The sequence below is a fragment of the Ignavibacteriales bacterium genome (genome assembly GCA_026390575.1).
Lineage (GTDB): Bacteria > Bacteroidota > Ignavibacteria > UBA10030 > UBA10030 > Fen-1298.
On the sequence record JAPLFR010000002.1, the window covers coordinates 1 to 18,406 of the forward strand.

The following is an 18,406-nucleotide window of genomic DNA, read 5'->3' on the forward strand; positions in this document are numbered from 1 at the left end:
TCGTTCACGTTCTTTGGTGTTCATGGTCAGGTGCATTTCTGGGGTTCCTTTGTGAGTGTGTGCACATACAAGGTACTACCCGTGAACCTGACATTTTCACTGTCCGCTTAACCTGACATTTTCTGTGCCGTATTACATTGAAAATGAATCCTGCTGGCGCGTTGAGAATAATTGTGGTATTATATTGACCAGCATTGCCACTCGTTGCCTCTGCATATACTGGACCAGTTATATCTGTCCAAGAACCTCCCGTATTATCTGCGGAGATTGCACTACCGCCGGTCGCTGGAGTTACACTCCCAGTGCCTGCGGCATTAACAGTGATGGATGGACTTGTATTTGCAGTTTTTGCGCCGTTAGTAATATCTGTAGCTGTGATTGTCGGACTACCGACTGTGTTTAGAGTAATATTGAATGTTTGAGTGCCACCAACAAGCGCAGCATTGGCTGGCAATGTAGCGGCACCATCGCTCGAAGTAATACCAACTACATCCGTAGCGGTTACCGGATTCCAACTGGCATCAACTGAATTTACATCTACTTGAAATAGATTACCCACATTGCTTGCTGTTGGTGTTCCTGTTTTACCCGTGGTACTTCCAGGTGCTGCTGTCTCACCCGGAACAAGTATTTGCAGTTTTGTAAACGCACCTGTATTTACCGTTGTGCTGGGGCTTGTGTTGGAAGTCTTTCCACCATCTGTGATATCCATTGAAGTCACAGTAGAAGTGCCCGCCGTCCGGAGTGTCACGCTAAATGTATGAGTTCCTGAAGACAATGCAGCATTCGCCGGCAGCGTTGCATTCAGATCAGATGAAGTGATGCCGACAACATCAGTCGCTGTTGGGATAACGTTCCAATTTGCATCAACTGCATTGACTGTAACATTGAAAGCAGTTACTGCACTCTGTGCTGTCGGTGTACCTGTCTTACCATTTGTCGTGCCTGGAGCCGCCGTCTCTCCCGGCATGAGTATCTGCAATTTCGTAAATGTACCAGCAACCACTGTGAGAGCTGGGCTTGAGCTGAAGGCTAAGCCAGTGGTTATATCGGTTACTGTCAATGTCGTCGATTGTAAGGTCGGTAGTGTTACACTAAAGACCGTTGACCCGGATGACAGCGCTTTATTTGCCGGCATTGTTGCATTGGCGTCTGTTGAAGTAATCGAAACGACATGGGATGAGTTTGCTACGTTCCAATAAGTATCAACCGCGTTGATAGTGACATCAAACGATGCTCCTGCTGTGGGTTGAGATGCTGTTCCAGTTTTTCCATTGCCGGTTGTTCCTGCGTTTGCCGTTTCTCCAGGTACCAGGAGTAGTAATTTAATTGGTGAACCAGCATTAATTGTTAACGAAGAACTTGCCGGTCCAGAGATTGAACCATCGCCTGCAGTTATCGTCGTCGCTTCTGCCATCAACAGAGTTGTGGCTAACGTAGTTGTCGACTGACCATTCGTGAAGCTTACTGCTGTTGTATACGTTGGGCTGCCGCCTGGACCGCTGTAACTAATCGTCTTTGATCCGCTGTAGGACGTCGTAACGTTAAAGAACTGATCTGTTGCAGTCAGTGAAACAATATTAAATGCAGCGCTGGCCGTCTGTGCTGTGGGTGTTCCACTCACACCGACACCAGCTGTGAATGTCTGATTGGGAAGAGTTACAACAAGTTTTACAGTCGCACCTGCTGTCTCTGTTAATGTTCCGAAATTTGTAGAACCATGACTTACGCCAACGAGTGTCGAAGTACCGGAGCTTGTGATATTTCCACTGGCGAGAGGTGTTCCAGCAGTGGGTCGGATACGGATATTCTGCCAGGTCAATGAATTGATGACAGAACTAGTGCTACTTGAGTTAACAGTGAATGATATTTGCGTAGAGGTTGTCGTCACTGCGGATATTGTTATATCCGAGCCGGTGCCGCTTACATGTCCAACACTGACTGTCGGTTGGGTACCGCCGGTGTCGAAAATGTAACCTGAGGGCACATTGAGTACAAGTGTTCCTGTCGTGACTTGACCTGTTGCTCCTTCTTGATATACAGGTCCGGTAAGGGAAGTGTATGTTACGCCAGTGTTATCAGCAGAGACTGCGCCACCCCCAGTTGCGGCTGTTACAGTTCCAACTGCTCCAGCAATGACCGTAATCGAACCGCTGGTAGATGGTGTCATCCCGGAGTTTGTAACATCGCTGACTGCAATCGTCTGACTACCGGTGGCATTTAAAATCACACTTAAAGTTTTCGTACCAGCAGCGAGAGCAGTATTAGGCGGCAATGTTGCGGCGCAACTCGCAGTAAATTGGACGACATCTGTTGAATTGACGACGTTCCAGTAGGCATCGACCGCATTAACTGTAGCATTAAATGATGAATTTACAGTTTGAGAAATGGGTGAGCCTGTCTTTCCTGATGTTGAGCCAGCAGCGGCTGATTCACCGGGCACGAGCAGCTGCAATTTTGTAAATGTTCCTGCGTTAACAGTCTCATAAGAACTGACGGCAGCGGTCTTCGCTCCATCAGTAATGTCTGTCGCCGTAATAGTAGTTGTACTGCCGCCGGCTTTCAATGTCACTGCATATTGGTTCGTGCCAGAGACGAGTGCTGCATTCGATGGAAGAACCGCGTTCAAATCTGATGAAGTAATTCCAACAGCATCTGTTATGGTGTTGACCAGATTCCAATAAGTATCAACAGCATTTACCGTAACGTTGAACGATGTTCCAGCTGTTTGCGGTGTTACTGTTCCAGTCTTTCCGGATGATGATCCCGGAACCGAACTTTCTCCAGGAAGAAGTATCTGGAGTTTCGTAAAGGCGCCAGCGTTAACTGTAATGGATGCGGTTGTAGCTGGTGTTTTTGTACCGTCAGAAATATCTGTTGCAGTTAACGTTGGATATTGAGTTGATTTTAATGTTACACTTAGTGTCACCGTCCCCAACGATAAAGCTGTGTTTGCCGGTAAAATAGCATAGGCATCTGTAGATGTTATCCCAACAACATGCGAAACCGAAGTTATAACATTCCAGTGATCGTCAACAGCATTCACCACCAGGTTAAATGATTCACCTGCATTTCTCGCTGTAGTAAATCCTGTCCAGCCTTGTGCTGATCCTGGAGCTGCCGTTTGGTTTGGCAACAGAATCTGGAGCTTAGAAAATGCCCCCGGATTCACTGTAATTGTAGGACTTGTATTGGCTGTCTTTACGCCATCAGTTAAATCTGAGGCGGTAATTTTTTTACTACCAGAAGTTTTCAGTGTAACGGAAAAAGCCTTGGTACCTGCAATTAGATTTGCATTTGCTGGTAATACTGCATTTGCATCATCAGAAGTGATACCTATCAAATCTGTTATTGTTGTGACTGTGTTCCAATAAGTATCGACAGCATTCGCTGTGATAGAGAACGATGAACCAGCTGTGGTTGCATTCGGAGTGCCTGTTTTTCCAATTCCTGTCGGAGTTCCCGGATCTGCAGCCTCACCAGGCACCAACAATTGCATTTTTGCAAACGCGGCCGGATTAACAGTTAGTGCCGAACTTGCAGGGCCAGTGATCGTTCCATCGCTGGCAGTAATGGCAACTGATTCTGCTTTGTAAAGTGTTGTCGAAAGAGTGGTTGTCGATTGACCACTCGTGAAGGAAACAGATGTTGTATAAGTTTGGTTAGTGCCGCCGGGGCCTGTATAACTGATTGTTTTAGCACCGGAATATGAAGCAATAATATTCACGAACTGATCAGTTGCAGTCAGTTTTGCAAGGTCAAACGCCGCACCTGCAGTCGGTGCCGTTATAGTACCGGAATTTCCGCTTGCCGCCTTCGTTGAAGCATCGGTGAAGGTTTGTCCCGGTAATGTCACGACAAGCTGACTGAGATTGCCGACAACTTGAGAGAGGGAACCAAAGTTTGTAGTACCATTTGTAATACCAGTAACGGTTGCTGTTCCTGGGTTTGCTGAAGTTCTTAAGATATTACCTGAACCAGGGAGATTCCCACCATCAATAGGTTGAACTTGAACGCCGATGATTGTTAAAATATCTGTTTTATTCGTGCCCCCAATACTTAAGGTTAATGTAATCGTTGATGCAGTTACTGATGTATTGGTGACAGCGACATTCTGGTTGCCACCTGTACCACCGGTGACTGTAGTTGAAACAGAACCTGGTGTGTTAAATTGCCATCCTGCTGGTGCAGTAAGAATAAATGTTACACCTGTACCGGTAGCAAAATCGCCGTTTGCACCTTCGGTTATGACAATGTTCCCAAGTGCCGTCCAGGCAGGAGATGTAGCATTTGCTGCTTTATCTGCAGAAATATTTGTTCCACCTGTGGCGGCAGTAACAGTCACTGCTGCTAGAGCAGATTGATCCCACGACAGTACAAGTACTGCAAAGAGCGAAATGAGCAATATGTGAATTGCTTTTTTCACTTTGTTAGAATCTGAATATGCTCTTTTGTTTCATTATTGATTCCATTGTTGAATACATCATGCCGCGTAAGCACTGGCTACCATTGGCTGCATATGCGAATGCTGCTCGCTGGAAAGAATGGAGAGAAGCGCACTCTTCATCGAGGTTTTCGCAATAAATCCATCGGCAAAATCCTGTGTGTTCCTGCGATAGAACTCGCTCGGATCCATCGAGAGAATAAATACTTTCGTGCCGGGCCATCGATTTTTGATCGCCTTCGTTGCTTCAATGCCATTCTGCTTCGGCATGTGAATATCCATCAGAACGAGATCGGGGTGAAACCGTTCTGCCTGTTCGACTGCTTCCTGCCCATCGATGGCTTCTCCGACTACTTCTATATCTTTTTGCGCTCTCAAAAACGCAATTAAGATCCGACGGAAACTGTCGTGATCATCGGCTAAAAGAACTTTGAGTTTGTACATGGTATTACTCCTTATTGTTGGTTTTTATTATTTGATAATTTGTAATTCATAGTCACTAGGAATACTTTGCTGCTCCCTCTGAACACTGAATGTCGCTTCGAGCGATGGCTTCATTGAACCTTTGAGTATAAATCCATCCGCGCGCGCTTCAAGTGCCTGCTTGCGATACATCGGATCGTCATGATTCGTGGCAATAAGCACTTTCGTTTCCGGCCATCGCTGTTTGATAATCCGCGTAGCCTCAATTCCATTCATCAAAGGCATCGAGATATCCATCAGCACAACATCGGGAAAAAGTTTCTCTACTTTCTTGATTGCGTCATCGCCGTCTATCGCTTCTCCAACAACTGAGACATTCGGCAATCGATCAAGAAAATCATGGACGACTTTCCGAAAATCTCGGTGGTCATCAGCGATAAGAACTTTGATTCTGTTCATACTCTTTTTCCCTTCTGAAAAATGAGAATACTCCTTTAATTACTGGGGATAATATAGCATTGGGGTAGTTGTGACGAATCAATTGATCACCGTATTTTGAAGAATACAGGGATTACCGTAGGCGTCTACGGTAAATACCGTAATTATACGCTTGAGGTTACTAAATGACGCCGATATTAGCCAAAAATGACAGAGTAATACCAAATGTATTTAAGAAACGATTCGGGGTGTCAAGGGAAACTTATGTGAACGATATGGGTGATTGGTTACTTTGGGGTGGAGATATTCCCGGTTGGCTACCGCAAAAGTATAAGAAGCAGTATAAACATCTCGATAAACAAAAACGATTGAACAATAGATTCTATTCGTACAATGACGCCACTCTCGGAGATTCTTTTTTCTATAGTCTCATGCAAGATTTTCTCGGTCATAGTATCTATGATTTCATAATCGTCAAAAATCTGTTCATAAAGCTCTTTGGTTTTCAAAAAGCTCCACACGATGAGCCAACAAGAGAACACAGAAAAGAGAACCAAAAGAAGGATAAGAAGATGATTCCCTGTGGCAGAAAGTAAATAAATAGCAGAGAATACGCTAAGAAGTATTCCATTAATTGTCAGGAGCGCACCCCAGTACATATATCTTGATTCACGTATAATTTGAGAATATTGAGTGCGGGATTTTTCGGACATTTGAGATTACTCTTATGAATAAAGAAAATAAAAATATTCTTTACTGTTTCGGTAATTTAATCTCTTGCGGATTTACCCGAACAATACGCTGTATGAACTCATGGAAAGGTATGGCTTTTCCTTTCATGTTTCCATCGAAGATCATTTCAATCTTTGTTTTGCGTCCGCGTTTAGTGGCATGTTTATTCGTTGGTTTGGGTTTGTTCATGTGTCTGACCTTATGGGGAGTTCTGTGAGATGACCTTTTATATATGCCTGAAGAATTACCTGAAAATTTGTATGGATAGCATCAAGAGTAACTACGTCCACCTCAAAATGCTCTTTGCACAATCGGCACTTAAATTCAATAATACTATAGCGCATACCCATTGCTCTTTTTTCTTTGGCGAGCATTTGCACATGATGTTTGGAACAGTAACAACCATCGTAAATTTTTCCGCTATTGGCATGATACATAAAGGTAATATTATCGAAAGTATGGAATTTTTCAGGTTGAATGGGTTCTTTTTGTACAGGTTTAAAGATCGACGTTTCTTCTTCTTTAATCGGATTAATAGATTCAACTTCGTTTGGTTTGCTGAGAGATTTTTTTGTTCGTATGCCTAAAAGGAACATGAATGAACTCACAAGTATTATATAAAACACTACAAATAATATCTCTATTGTACCCCATCGCATTATTGGTTTGGTCAGGATATTTATTAAATGATTTCTTATCCAAGAAAAAAGAAATACGAGAGTGCCTATCCCAATCGAAGAACATACACTCCAGAGAATATATCCATAGGCACTTTCTTCAACTGATTTATACAGCCGTTGTTTTCGTATTTTTAACCAGTTGTTCAATTGCTTATTTGATCGTATTTATTTTGAATTATTCTATTTATTAATCAAGGCTCTATATGTCAATCTTCCTTCACATGCGCCTAACAATAAACCAAATCTTACAGAGTCATTTTGTTTGCGAGAATTGTAGCGATATTCAAACTCTTCGCAGTATCTATGTAAATGTTTTTTAGAGGTATGATGATATATACCAACAATACCGCGTTTAAGCAAGCTCCAAAATCCTTCAATGGTGTTTGTGTGAATGATACCATCAACGTATTTGTGTGCGCTATGGTTAATAACTTTATGATCTTTGAACTCTTTATCCAGTCCTTTGTATGCAGTGTAGTTGTCTGTCATAAGGGTAGAATCGGGAGTTACACCTTTTCTGATAATTGGCTTTATGGTTTCTGCTTTAACGTTTGGAATAGTTTCTATTCGAGCATTTCCACCGCGTTCCACCATACCAAAGACCGGGGATTTTTCTGGATTGAATCCTTTGCCATAACCGTGTCTTGTACCGCCAATAAAGGTTTCATCAACTTCAACGATACCACCAAGAGGTTTTTCAAAAGAACCCGTTGTCATGGTAAGCCTTATTCTATGCAACATGTGCCAAGCAGTAGCTTGACGAACACTAATATCTTTAGCAAGCTGGCAGGAAGAAATACCTTTCTTGTGTGCAGACACAACGAACATCGCATGAAACCACTTCTGCAAAGGAAGTGCGGAATCCTCGAAAATAGTGCCAACTTTAACAGAAAACGGCTTTTTGCAAGCAGAGCATTTAAAGAGTTTTCCACCTTGAATCTTATACATCTTCTCAGTGCTTCCGCAATGGACGCATACGGGCTTATCTCCCCATCTGGATTGAATAAGAAACTCTCTACAAGATTCTTCAGTAGGGAATCGTTTAATGAGTTGAAGCAGGTTATTGATCTTGGGTTCTTCGATTGTCTTTTTCATGGTCGTTTCCTTGAGTTTTTAACTACACAAATATACAACAATTCTCTGGTAATGTCAAGCGTATAATTACGGTAAATACCGTAGATGTATGCCTGATGTTACTAAGAATTCGGCGAAAATGGACTGTTTTCAGCGAAACGCAATTTTTAAAATAGGTCGCGCAATCAGGTAAAGTGACGTAAAAGTGACAGAAAAGATGAAAAAAGACTTTGATACCGTAGATAGAGGAAATTTGAGGTAAGATCGAAAAAAGAGTTACTTAAAGCTTAAATAGTGTTGTGCTAATTGGGTAAAGTGGATGTAAGCGCGGCAGACTTTAGTAAAATATTTTTGCTTGTATTATAGAGAGATGAAAAAGTTTTTGCTGATATTAATAGAGAAGACTTGTTGCAATCAGGTAAAGTGTGCAAAAGTTGTGAAGATTGTGGAAAAATATCTTGATACCATAGATAGGGAACACTTGGCGTAAGTCCTAAAGAAAGAGTTACTTACAGCATAAAAAGTACTGTGTTAATTGAGTAAAGTGAGTGTAAATGTTGAAGGATTTAGAAAAAAGTTTTTGCTTGTTAATAGAGAGATGAAAAAGTTTTTGGGATTTATATAGAGAGATCTCTGAAATATTAATTGAATAACGGTAGTCGCGAACTCCCGCCTGCCAAAGTCTCGCTTGTGGGACGGCGGGAAGGTTAGTTCGCAATTGTGTTCAGAAAACGCAATCTGAAAAGCGCGACTACCATAATAAAATCGATTATTCAGATGTCTCATATAGTAAATCATTGATTCAATTTTTTTGTTCAATTATCGTAGAGGACATAAATGAAAAGCAATAATAAAAAAACTAGTCCTTATTGTTTCGGCAATTTTATTTCTTGTGGATTTACCCGAATAATGCGTTTCATCGTTTCCAAAAATGACTGAACTTGTTCAATGGGTTTCTTGACTTGGGGCTTAGTTGTTGTTTTTTTTTAGTCTAAAAAAAACCTCGACAAATGCCGAGGCTCTTTTCTGATAAACTTATAAATAAAAACTCACTTCATTCCCCTATGTAAAATGTCTGACATCTCCTTTTTGACTCGTTAGGAAGATGTCAGACATTTACTCTACTCATCTACTCGCTTATTTCATCAGGAGCATTCTCTTCGTCTGGACTGAGGTGCCAGCTATCAGACGATAAATATACGTTCCGCTCGACAACCTGTTCGCATTAAATTGGATAGAGTATAGTCCAGAACTTAATTGATCATTCACAAGTGTCGCTACCTCATGACCCAAGAGATCATAGACTTTCAACGACACGAAATTATTTTCTTGAATCGCAAAACTTATTTCTGTACTCGGATTGAATGGATTCGGATAATTATCATATAGTTTAAATCCACTCGGCTGATCGGATTCTAGGAGTGATAATTCAGATACGTTCTTTCCTAAAGAGGATGCTTCCACAGTATACGCAACGCCATCATTGATGACATTCTTAGCACCTTGGCTCTTAGGAACCCATACTTCATAGCTTGCCTGTCCTTTATTACCGTTTGCATCCAGCACTATGAGGTTAATTGTATATACTCTCCCGTTTCCCCAATCTTGTCGTTCTGCGCGCAAGTTTACGCACTTTGCGTCATTGCTAATAACAATATCGTTATACGTGTTACCATCACCGGGAACGTTTTCCGGTTCGTCGCTGCTAACAGAAGCAATTCGGATTTTGCTAATTTCAATCGGTAATCCTTTGCTGTCATTGGCAGAAACGACAATGTCAGCGACTTTGATGTTGACGTATTTATGATTTGCCGGCCATAAATTAATATGCGTGTCCTTCACCACAATTGTGGGCGGTGCTGCAGCCACAACATTAATGATGACATCATCGGAAGCGGTCAAATGGCCGTCAGACACTACAAGTGTTATGGTATGAGTCCCAACCGGTAACGTTACTGCAAGTTGCACACCTGTACCAAGGATGTTTGTTCCTTCATTCCAAGAATACGTCAGAGCATCTCCATCTGGATCTGATGAAGCTGAACCGTTCAGTGTCACTTGAACACCTTCATTAACCGTTTGATCTGACCCTGCATTGGCAACAGGCGGGTGATTTATTGTTGCTAAAACAGTCACAACAACAATATCAGAACATGTTCCACCATTATTATCGTTAACTGTTAACGTAATAGTATGAATACCCACTGGTAATGATACTGTAATTTGCGGAGCTGTTCCAAGTGTCGCCCCTCCTTCTTGCCATAAATATGACAACACATCTCCATCCGGATCTGAAGAAGCTGAACCGTTGAGTATTACTTGTGTACCCACGGTAACAGTTTGATCCGGGCCCGCCTTGGCGATAGGAGGCTGATCAGGAGAAATTAAGTTGCGTGATATCGAGAATGAATTACCAAAATAATTAGCAGTCAAAATATCCGGCTTGCCATCTCCATCTATATCACCGATCTTCAACCCATAAGGAGCAAGTCCAGTCGATATATCGACCTTAGGGGCAAAAGAATCTAGCGTAACATTACCGCTGGCACATATATTAAGAAATATTGAAACTTTTTCACTGGTGCTATTCGCTGTTACAATTTCCGGCTTACCGTCGCCATTCAAATCACAAAGTGCAACATCATATGGATTATTAACAGTGGCACTTGCAGTCGAGAAATCGACTTTCGGAGCAAACGATCCTGTTGTGATATTTCCGGTAGTACCTATGTTTTGAAAAACAGAAATCGTATTGCCCATAACATTTGCGACGACCATATCCATTTTCCCATCGCCATCGACATCACCAACCGCAACACCGATCGGATTTTCTCCTGTTGCAAAATACACGGGTAATGCGAACGTTCCTGATGATATGCCATAACCTGTACCTATATTCTGATACACCGATACACTATTGATCGTATTATTGGTAATCACAATGTCCGGTTTCCCATCACCATCGATATCTTTTATTGCTGCTCGATACGGATTTCCTGAAGCTGGAATATGAACTCCTGAAGCAAATGACGTTGAACCGATCGTGCTTATGTTTCGTAACACAGAAATTGAAGTGTTGTTGGCAGTGACAATATCAGGTTTTCCATCACGGTCAAGATCACCAATCGCCAAACTAATGACTCCTGCTCCCGTCTGGAAGTTCACTCTTGGGGCAAAGGAAATGCTTCCGCTGGTACTCATGTTCCGATAAACTGAAACTGTCGCTTCGCCACCATTGCAAACGATAATATCCGGCTTACCGTCACCGTCTATATCACTAACAACTACTCCCATAGGATTATTTCCAGTTGGTACGTTCACCTTTGCTGCGAATGATCCTGACGAGATAGTACCGCTTATGCTTATGTTTCTATAAATGGAGAGAGTGTTGTTACTCGAATTTGAAACGACAACATCCGTTTTACCATCACCATCTAAATCACTAATCGCAATATCAAATGAGTACGCATCATCGAGGAAATCTACATTCGAGGCAAATGATGATGCTCTTATGGTTGTACTGCCCGTGAAAGTTGTTACAAACGGCGCATTGGAATATGCCGTCAATCCTGTTACAACGTCTGTTACGGATAACGGTTGGTATGTTGCGCCAACAGGAACATTTACTGTGAGTGATGTTGAACTTGCCGATGTTACGACAGCTTTCACAGGACCAAAATAAACTATATTGTTCGCTGGAATAGAATTAAAGTTCGCACCGTTGATTGTGACACTTGCACCTATCGGACCCGAGGCCGGAGAGAAGGAGGCAATAGAAGGAACTGCACCTTGTGTCCTCACCTCATTTGCATAGAGTAACGTGAGTACGACAATGAAGAAAATATTTTTTATGAACGAACTTTTAACGAGTTGCATAAGTAACCCCTTTGCATTGGAAAAAATTAAAAATATTTCTTTGTGATCTTTTTTACAAAAAGCTTTGCAGTAATACTTGAGTCCGTATTATTCAGATCGAGATTACGACTATTTCCTAGATCGTATAGGAATTTTCTGATATCGACAACAACACGCACAAATGCCCATGCGTTCCTAGAACAAAAAAATTTATTCTTTTGCGTAATTTACTTAATAAAATTTAATGATTGAAAGTGCTAAAATCAATGATAATAACATGAAAAATGGAGAATTAGTTTCAATTATGTCTAGAGGAATTGCAGTGGTACCATTTTGAAGATTTGAAAAGAATCTACACTCTTGAGATTGCGTAAAAGCTATATCGCTTTTCTGATCACGACTAAAAATGAGAATTTTTCCTAAAACGAGACGTCAATAACTCTCAGTTACGATCGTTTTTTCCCCCTTCCTTACATCCGTTTGGGCTAATCGATGTCATTTATCAAAAGCACAATCTTGTTGATAAGAAGAGATAATGTTCACTGTCTCAAAAAGAGAAGATATTTTACGGAATGAAAAATGTTTTAATGAAAAGTCCAGAAGAACGTTGTTCTGATCCCATTAGGGGTTTGAACGATGTTTCTCTTTCTTGCTCAATGCGTATCGGACAAGATTGGCGGCGTCGTGGATATCGAGCTTTTGCATGATGTTTGTTCGATGCGTGTCGACTGTTCTTGCGCTGATGAAAAGTTTTTCGGCTATCTGGGAATTGTTTAATCCATCCGCAATATAGAAGAGGATTTCCTTTTCACGTTTCGTGAGAAGGACGTCTTCATTGCTGAGGGGAAGTTCTTCCCGTACATCCGCTTTCCGCAAGTATGCGTTCACCATAATTTCTGAGACACGCGGACTAAAGAAGGTCTCTCCTTTTGCTACAGCACGTATGGCGGCGGCAAGGTCATCTTTCCCTGTATTTTTCAACATATAGCCGCCGGCACCGCACTTAAATATCTGATACACATATTCTTCGTTATCGTGCATCGTCAGCACAAGAACTTTGGTGGTGGGATTATTTTTTCGTATAAGCTTTGTGGCTTCAATTCCTGAAAGTTTCGGCATCGAGAGATCGATGATAACAATATCAGGTTCCAACTTCTTAGTCATCGCAACTGCTTCTTCCCCATCGCCGGCTTCACCGACCACGACAAATTCTTTGTACGGTTCTAATAATTTAATAAGACCGCTGCGAACCATCGGATGATCATCCGCGAGAAGAATTCGGATTTTATTCATGAGTATTCGATTTTAGTATTGGTACTTCGACAGTAATCAGTGTTCCATGGTTCGGCGTCGAATCAATGGTGAGTGCGCCGCCGATCGAAGAAGCGCGGTCGCGCATACCCGGCAATCCCATACCGCCCTTGCCTGTTGCACGGATAAGGCTTGGCTGAGTGGTGATGCCCTTTCCATTGTCTTCGATAACGAGGCGAATGCCCTTGCTATGATGAATAATTTGCAGATTGACCTCTGTGGCTTCTGCATGCTTCGATATATTATTGAGCGACTCTTGCGCGATTCTGTACAGGCCTATTTCCAAATTTGTGTCGAACCGGTCGTTGACACCATGCGCTTGAAATTGAACTTTCACATTCGTTCGATTAGCAAATTGTTCGCTCAGAAGCTGAAGCGCAGGCGCCAATCCAAAATCCTCAAGGACGCTCGGCATCAGGTTGTATGAAATTTCGCGCGCTTCCTTCATCACGCTGTCAAGCAAATTCTTCATATCATCAATACGTTCACGTTCATCCTTGCCCGCCGTAATCATATCTTCCAGAATTTCAAGATTGAATTTGATAGCGGTCAGCATCTGACCAAGACCGTCATGGATTTCTCGTGCGATGCGTCTGCGTTCGTCTTCCTGCGCCTGCACACGTGCGCCGGAGAGAATTTCTAATTCTTTTTCCCGTTGAAGAAGATCTGTATACAGTTGAGCGTTGACCATTGCGATAGAATGTTTCTCGGCAAGCGAGGTAAGCAGCCGCATCTCGCGTCCGGCAAAATCGTGGTACTGGCGGTATCCTACAACAAGCATCCCCCTATGCTTTCCTTCTACAATCAACGGAAGCCATGCAGTTGAAATAAGTTGTTCCTCTCCAACAAGTGAAAGCCGGGAAAGCGGATATTGTGTATTGGTCTTGGAATTTTGTATAATCAGCGGATCTTCCCTTCTGAGAATATCACGCAGCGTGTCACTGGGTTGGAACATTTCTGCCGTATGCTGAAGTGTGTTGCCGCACATCGAATTCCATTGTATGTGCAAATTTGATTCATCAAACAGGAGAACACCGCCAAAATGTGCACGTGTCAGGTTTAATGTGTGCTGCAAAATTGCGGCAAATATTTTATTCAAATCGACAACACCAACAAGTTTTCGGTCGATATCACTGAGTGTTTCTTGTTCCCAGAGCCAGAGCGTCTGTTCGCGTTCGAGCATTTTTCGTTCGGTGATAGTACGAAACGACGCTTGCACAGCTGGATGATCATTCCATGCAATCACATGTGCGTTTGCTTCCAGGTCTATCATCTTTCCCTGTTTCGTCAAACCGCGCAGCTCGTAATTCCTCAGGACTTCGTCTCCTATGGAACGACCATCAGGCGTCAGCGTAAGGTATGGTTTGTTCGGCGGAGCAACGGTTTCCGTAAAATGAAGCGATTGCATTTCTTCCGCTGATGCATAACCGAAGATATTGATTGCTGATGGATTGACATACACGAGCCGTTCATTCTGCACGATCATAATCCCGTCGAGCGAGCTTTCTACAATACTGCGGTACTGGCGCTGCGTTTCGATCATTTTTCGCGTAAACTCTTTTCTTTCCGCGAGGTCCTTGTGCAAGGCGATGCATTCTAAAAGCGTTCCGTTCGCATCAAGGACTGGGGAAAGAATCAAATCTGCAATAGCCATTTGTCCGTCTGGTCGTGCAAATTCCACTTCTCCTTTCCATACCTTATCAGATACAAGATCTGATTTCGCCGAAGACCAGCCACTTTCTTTACTCCCCGTATGGGTAGTGATTTTCATAAGATCGAAAAGATTCTGTCCTATAACGGAAGATTGATTCATTCCACTCCATTGTAGAAATGCCGGATTTGCATAACGAGTTACACCGCTGCCATCAGTTACGTGGATTGGATTTGAGGAAGAGTTCAGCACTGCATTGAACTGTTTGAGACCGTAACTAATTTTTCGATTTCGCTGTGCTATCAGCAAGAAGAGAATAAAACAAAATCCGATGAGTACAAAATATAACGCGGGCTTCTGTAAGAAATATATACTTACAACTAATAGAAACGTCAGGAGCAGGCCGCCGCAAAGTAAAAACGTCAACGTGTGTTTCGCAGGCGGTGTAAGAAGGCTTTCGTTTGATGTACTACTTTTCCACACAGGTCTATTCATTCCTTACATCACACCAAAGGCAGATGCGTATGCCTTATCAAGAATTTTCAGTATTGTGTGCGGACTACTTTCCTACGAGTGTTTTGTATGCTTGCACGTCGAGGAGCGTGTCCAACTGAGCAGGCTCGGTGATCGCGATCTTTACCATCCATCCTTTTCCGTATGGATCTTTATTGACAACTTCCGGATGATCTTTCATCTCTGCATTCACTTCGACCACTTCGCCGGCGACAGGTGCAAACAAATCGGAGACGGCTTTTACAGCTTCAATCGTTCCAAATGATTTACCTTTTTCTACTTTTGTTCCAACGGCAGGTATCTCAATGTACACAATATCTCCTAATTCACTTTGGGCATAATCCGTAATTCCAATCCAGCCAAATTGTCCTTCAACTCGGATCCATTCATGGTCTGCTGTATATTTCACATGTTCGGGGAAGTTCATAGCAACCTCTTACGCTTAGAGAAGGTTTTTAAAATGAAGTTGTGTATCTGCCGCCGATGAAACGCGGTAAATCCCACAACCATACTCTTTGTTGAATGTCTAAAATTTAATCATCAAACACAAATGATTCGATAAACTTTGTATCGAAATCGCCGCTTTTAAATTTATCATTCAACATCAACTTTTTGTGGAATGGAATCGTGGTCTTGATTCCTTCGATGATAAATTCATCCAGCGCGTAGTACATCTTCGTAATCGCTTCTTCTCTGGTTTTGGCTTTCACAATCAACTTGGCAATTAACGAATCGTAGTACGGCGGAATCACATAGCCGGCATAAATATGCGTATCGACACGCACGCCAAAACCGCCGGGGAAATGCAGACTCGTAATCTTACCTGGGCTTGGCCGGAATCCCATTGCCGGATCTTCTGCATTGATGCGGCATTCAATGACATGCCATTGCGGTTTCACCTGAATTTTTTTCAGGCGCTCTCCCGCAGCCATTTGGATCTGCAGCTTCAATAAATCTACTCCCATGACTTCTTCCGAAACTGGATGCTCTACTTGAATGCGTGTGTTCATCTCCATGAAATAGAAGCTCTTGTCTTTGTCTAACAAGAACTCCACAGTCCCTGCTCCAACATATCTGACACTTTTTGCACCTTTCACTGCCGCAAGGCCCATTGCTTCGCGAAGTTCTGGAGTAAGTGCTGGTGACGGTGATTCCTCGGCTAACTTTTGGTGCCTTCGTTGAATACTGCAATCGCGTTCGCCGAAATGGACAACCGTTCCGTACTGATCGCCCATAATCTGAATTTCGACATGACGAGGTTCTTCTATGTATTTTTCAATATAGACTGCTGCATTCCCAAATGCAGTTTCCGCTTCGTGCTTTGCTGTCAGGTATGCATTCTCCAGTTCTTCGAGCGAACGGACAATGCGCATACCTCTCCCCCCGCCTCCTGCTGTTGCTTTAATGATAACAGGAAGACCAATCTCATCCGCGATCTTTTTTGCTTCAGTAATATCTGAAATAGTACCTTCGCTCCCCGGTACGACAGGCACTCCCGCTTTCTTCATGGTTTCTTTCGCAAGCGCTTTGTCGCCCATAGAAGTAATTGCATCCGGACGAGGACCGATGAACGTGAGGCCGGATGATGCGCAGATATCGGCGAAGTTTGCATTTTCTGCAAGGAAGCCGTACCCGGGATGAATAGCATCGGCATCTGTCACTTCTGCAGCGGCAATCAAACGCGGAATATTGAGGTAACTCTGCTTGCTTGACGGCGGACCGATGCAAACAGCTTCATCGGCAAACTTGACATGAAGAGAATCACGATCAGCTTCGGAGTACACGGCAACCGTCTTGATTCCTAATTCACGGGCAGCGCGAATGATACGCAGCGCAATTTCCCCCCGATTTGCTATAAGGATTTTCTTAAACAAAGGAGTGCGGTTTCCAGATTGAGAATGAATCACTACGCCTTCTCAATCAGAAACAAAACTTGATTATATTCGACTGGTTTGCCGTTCTCTGCAACGATATTCACTACAGTGCCGTTGCAATCTGATTCTATTTCATTCATTAATTTCATCGCTTCAACAATGCACATAACCGAACCGACCTGTACTGTCTGCCCTACTTCGACATATGGTTCTGCATCGGGAGATGGGGCACGATAAAAAGTACCAACAATGGGTGAACGAACCTCATGATATTTTGATTCCGACGGAACACCGTGTGATGCAGGATTGACCGATTCTGCGGGCTGGAGAATATGTGATGGTGTGGCTTGCGGTACTGCCATTTGTGCAGAATTTGCAGTCTGTACGAAAACCCCAGAGTTGCGATTACGCGCAACTTTGATTTTCGTCCCTTCTTCTTCAAGCTCTAACTCGTCGATCGAACTGTTTTCGACCAGTTTGATAATTTTTTTTATATAAGAAAGGTTCATCAGATCTCCGTTATAAAGAAATCTCAATAAAGCAAGCTTCTTCTTTTGGAAGGTGAGTTCACTTAACTATTCACGCGTTCTAAATATTTACCTGTTCTTGTATCCACCCGAATAACATCGCCCTCGTTGATAAAGAGCGGTACATTGATACTCGCGCCGGTTTCTACAGTGGCCGGTTTTAAAGCACCGGTTGCGGTATTACCTTTAATACCCGGCTCCGTTTCGGTAACTTTTAACTCCACATGCTGCGGGATTTCCGCTCCAACAATATCCAAACCCACCATCTGCAGTTGGACTGTTTCGCCTTCCTTTAAAAATTTTGCGCCTTCGCCCAATGCCTTTTCGTCCACTGGCATCTGCTCGTAGCTCTGTTTATCCATAAATTGATAACTGGCGCCATCGTGGAAGAGATATTGGAATTCTTTCTGCTCAACGCGGATTTCTTCCACCTCTTCGCCAGACCGAAAGCGGGTTTCTGTTACCCGACCACTCCTAAGATTGCGAAGCTTTGCTTGCACGAAAGCACGAAGATTTCCCGGAGTTCGGTGAATATATTCCTCAATCCTGTGTAATTCTCCATTAAATACTATAACCATGCCAATACGAAAATCAGAAGTTGAAGCCATGAGTAACCTTCAAATCCTCTCTATTTTTTACAAAAATGATACTATTTTTTGAATTTTAAGGGAAAAAGATACATAAACTTAGCAGAAAAGTCAAGAAACACGTAAATCTAAATTCGTGATAAGTCCAGATAAACCTTCTTAGCCTATATAGATACTTTTTTATAAAATTTTATGAACCACTTTTGCATTTTTCTCCTATTTACAACCTTTCCTTCACTTCTATAGTTCTATTTTCGGTTTATTCCTTTTTTTTATCTAACTCCTTTCTATTGGCAC

The 18,406-nt window shown here is 42.7% G+C and carries 14 protein-coding genes; 1 reads left to right on the plus strand and 13 read right to left on the minus strand.

The annotated features are described in order from the left end of the window. Positions 1 to 4 precede the first annotated feature (4 nt). The 3 genes from NTX44_02110 to NTX44_02120 are packed head-to-tail and all read right to left on the minus strand — an operon-like array spanning position 5 to position 5,326. A complete protein-coding gene (locus tag NTX44_02110) occupies positions 5 to 4,426 on the minus strand; it encodes a hypothetical protein (protein ID MCX6120398.1) in 4,422 nt (1,473 codons plus the stop codon). A gap of 57 nt (positions 4,427 to 4,483) precedes the next feature. Beyond that, positions 4,484 to 4,888: a response regulator transcription factor gene (locus tag NTX44_02115; GenBank protein MCX6120399.1), complete on the minus strand. Its 405-nt coding sequence runs from the start codon at positions 4,886 to 4,888 to the stop codon at positions 4,484 to 4,486. 27 nt (positions 4,889 to 4,915) lie between these two features. Next, entirely contained in the window at positions 4,916 to 5,326 is a 411-nt protein-coding gene (locus NTX44_02120) for a response regulator transcription factor (protein ID MCX6120400.1), read from the minus strand. A gap of 164 nt (positions 5,327 to 5,490) precedes the next feature. Between NTX44_02120 and NTX44_02125 the strand changes: the two genes are divergently transcribed. Then, complete coding sequence (locus NTX44_02125) at positions 5,491 to 5,901, plus strand: hypothetical protein (GenBank protein MCX6120401.1); 411 nt, start codon at positions 5,491 to 5,493, stop codon at positions 5,899 to 5,901. 157 nt (positions 5,902 to 6,058) lie between these two features. Here the strand turns inward: NTX44_02125 and NTX44_02130 are convergent, their stop codons facing one another. The 10 genes from NTX44_02130 to efp all read right to left on the minus strand — a co-directional run bounded on the left by NTX44_02130 (position 6,059) and on the right by efp (position 18,130). Continuing rightward, entirely contained in the window at positions 6,059 to 6,226 is a 168-nt protein-coding gene (locus NTX44_02130; protein MCX6120402.1) for a hypothetical protein, read from the minus strand. After that, positions 6,223 to 6,864, minus strand: a complete 642-nt coding sequence (locus NTX44_02135) for a hypothetical protein (GenBank protein MCX6120403.1) — start codon at positions 6,862 to 6,864, stop codon at positions 6,223 to 6,225. Before NTX44_02135 ends, NTX44_02130 begins: the two co-directional genes overlap by 4 nt. 33 nt (positions 6,865 to 6,897) lie before the next feature. Then, entirely contained in the window at positions 6,898 to 7,812 is a 915-nt protein-coding gene (locus tag NTX44_02140; GenBank protein MCX6120404.1) for an IS1595 family transposase, read from the minus strand. A 1,116-nt stretch (positions 7,813 to 8,928) separates the two neighbouring features. Next, a complete protein-coding gene (locus NTX44_02145) occupies positions 8,929 to 11,667 on the minus strand; it encodes an FG-GAP-like repeat-containing protein (protein MCX6120405.1) in 2,739 nt (912 codons plus the stop codon). Positions 11,668 to 12,267: 600 nt separating this feature from the next. Continuing rightward, a complete protein-coding gene (locus NTX44_02150) occupies positions 12,268 to 12,939 on the minus strand; it encodes a response regulator transcription factor (protein MCX6120406.1) in 672 nt (223 codons plus the stop codon). Then, entirely contained in the window at positions 12,932 to 15,091 is a 2,160-nt protein-coding gene (locus NTX44_02155; GenBank protein MCX6120407.1) for a PAS domain S-box protein, read from the minus strand. Before NTX44_02155 ends, NTX44_02150 begins: the two co-directional genes overlap by 8 nt. Before the next feature lie 76 nt (positions 15,092 to 15,167). Next, the gene (gene gcvH / locus NTX44_02160) at positions 15,168 to 15,548 is read right to left on the minus strand and encodes a glycine cleavage system protein GcvH (GenBank protein MCX6120408.1); all 381 of its coding nucleotides are present in this window, start codon (positions 15,546 to 15,548) and stop codon (positions 15,168 to 15,170) included. 106 nt (positions 15,549 to 15,654) lie between these two features. Next, positions 15,655 to 16,995, minus strand: coding sequence for an acetyl-CoA carboxylase biotin carboxylase subunit (accC, locus tag NTX44_02165; GenBank protein MCX6120409.1), 1,341 nt, complete (start codon positions 16,993 to 16,995; stop codon positions 15,655 to 15,657). A 32-nt stretch (positions 16,996 to 17,027) separates the two neighbouring features. Then, positions 17,028 to 17,504 (minus strand): acetyl-CoA carboxylase biotin carboxyl carrier protein, encoded by a 477-nt coding sequence (accB, locus tag NTX44_02170; GenBank protein MCX6120410.1) that lies wholly within the window; start codon positions 17,502 to 17,504, stop codon positions 17,028 to 17,030. A gap of 62 nt (positions 17,505 to 17,566) precedes the next feature. Next, on the minus strand, positions 17,567 to 18,130 hold the full coding sequence (efp, locus tag NTX44_02175; GenBank protein ID MCX6120411.1) for an elongation factor P: 564 nt from the start codon (positions 18,128 to 18,130) through the stop codon (positions 17,567 to 17,569). Between the last annotated feature and the right edge of the window lie 276 nt (positions 18,131 to 18,406).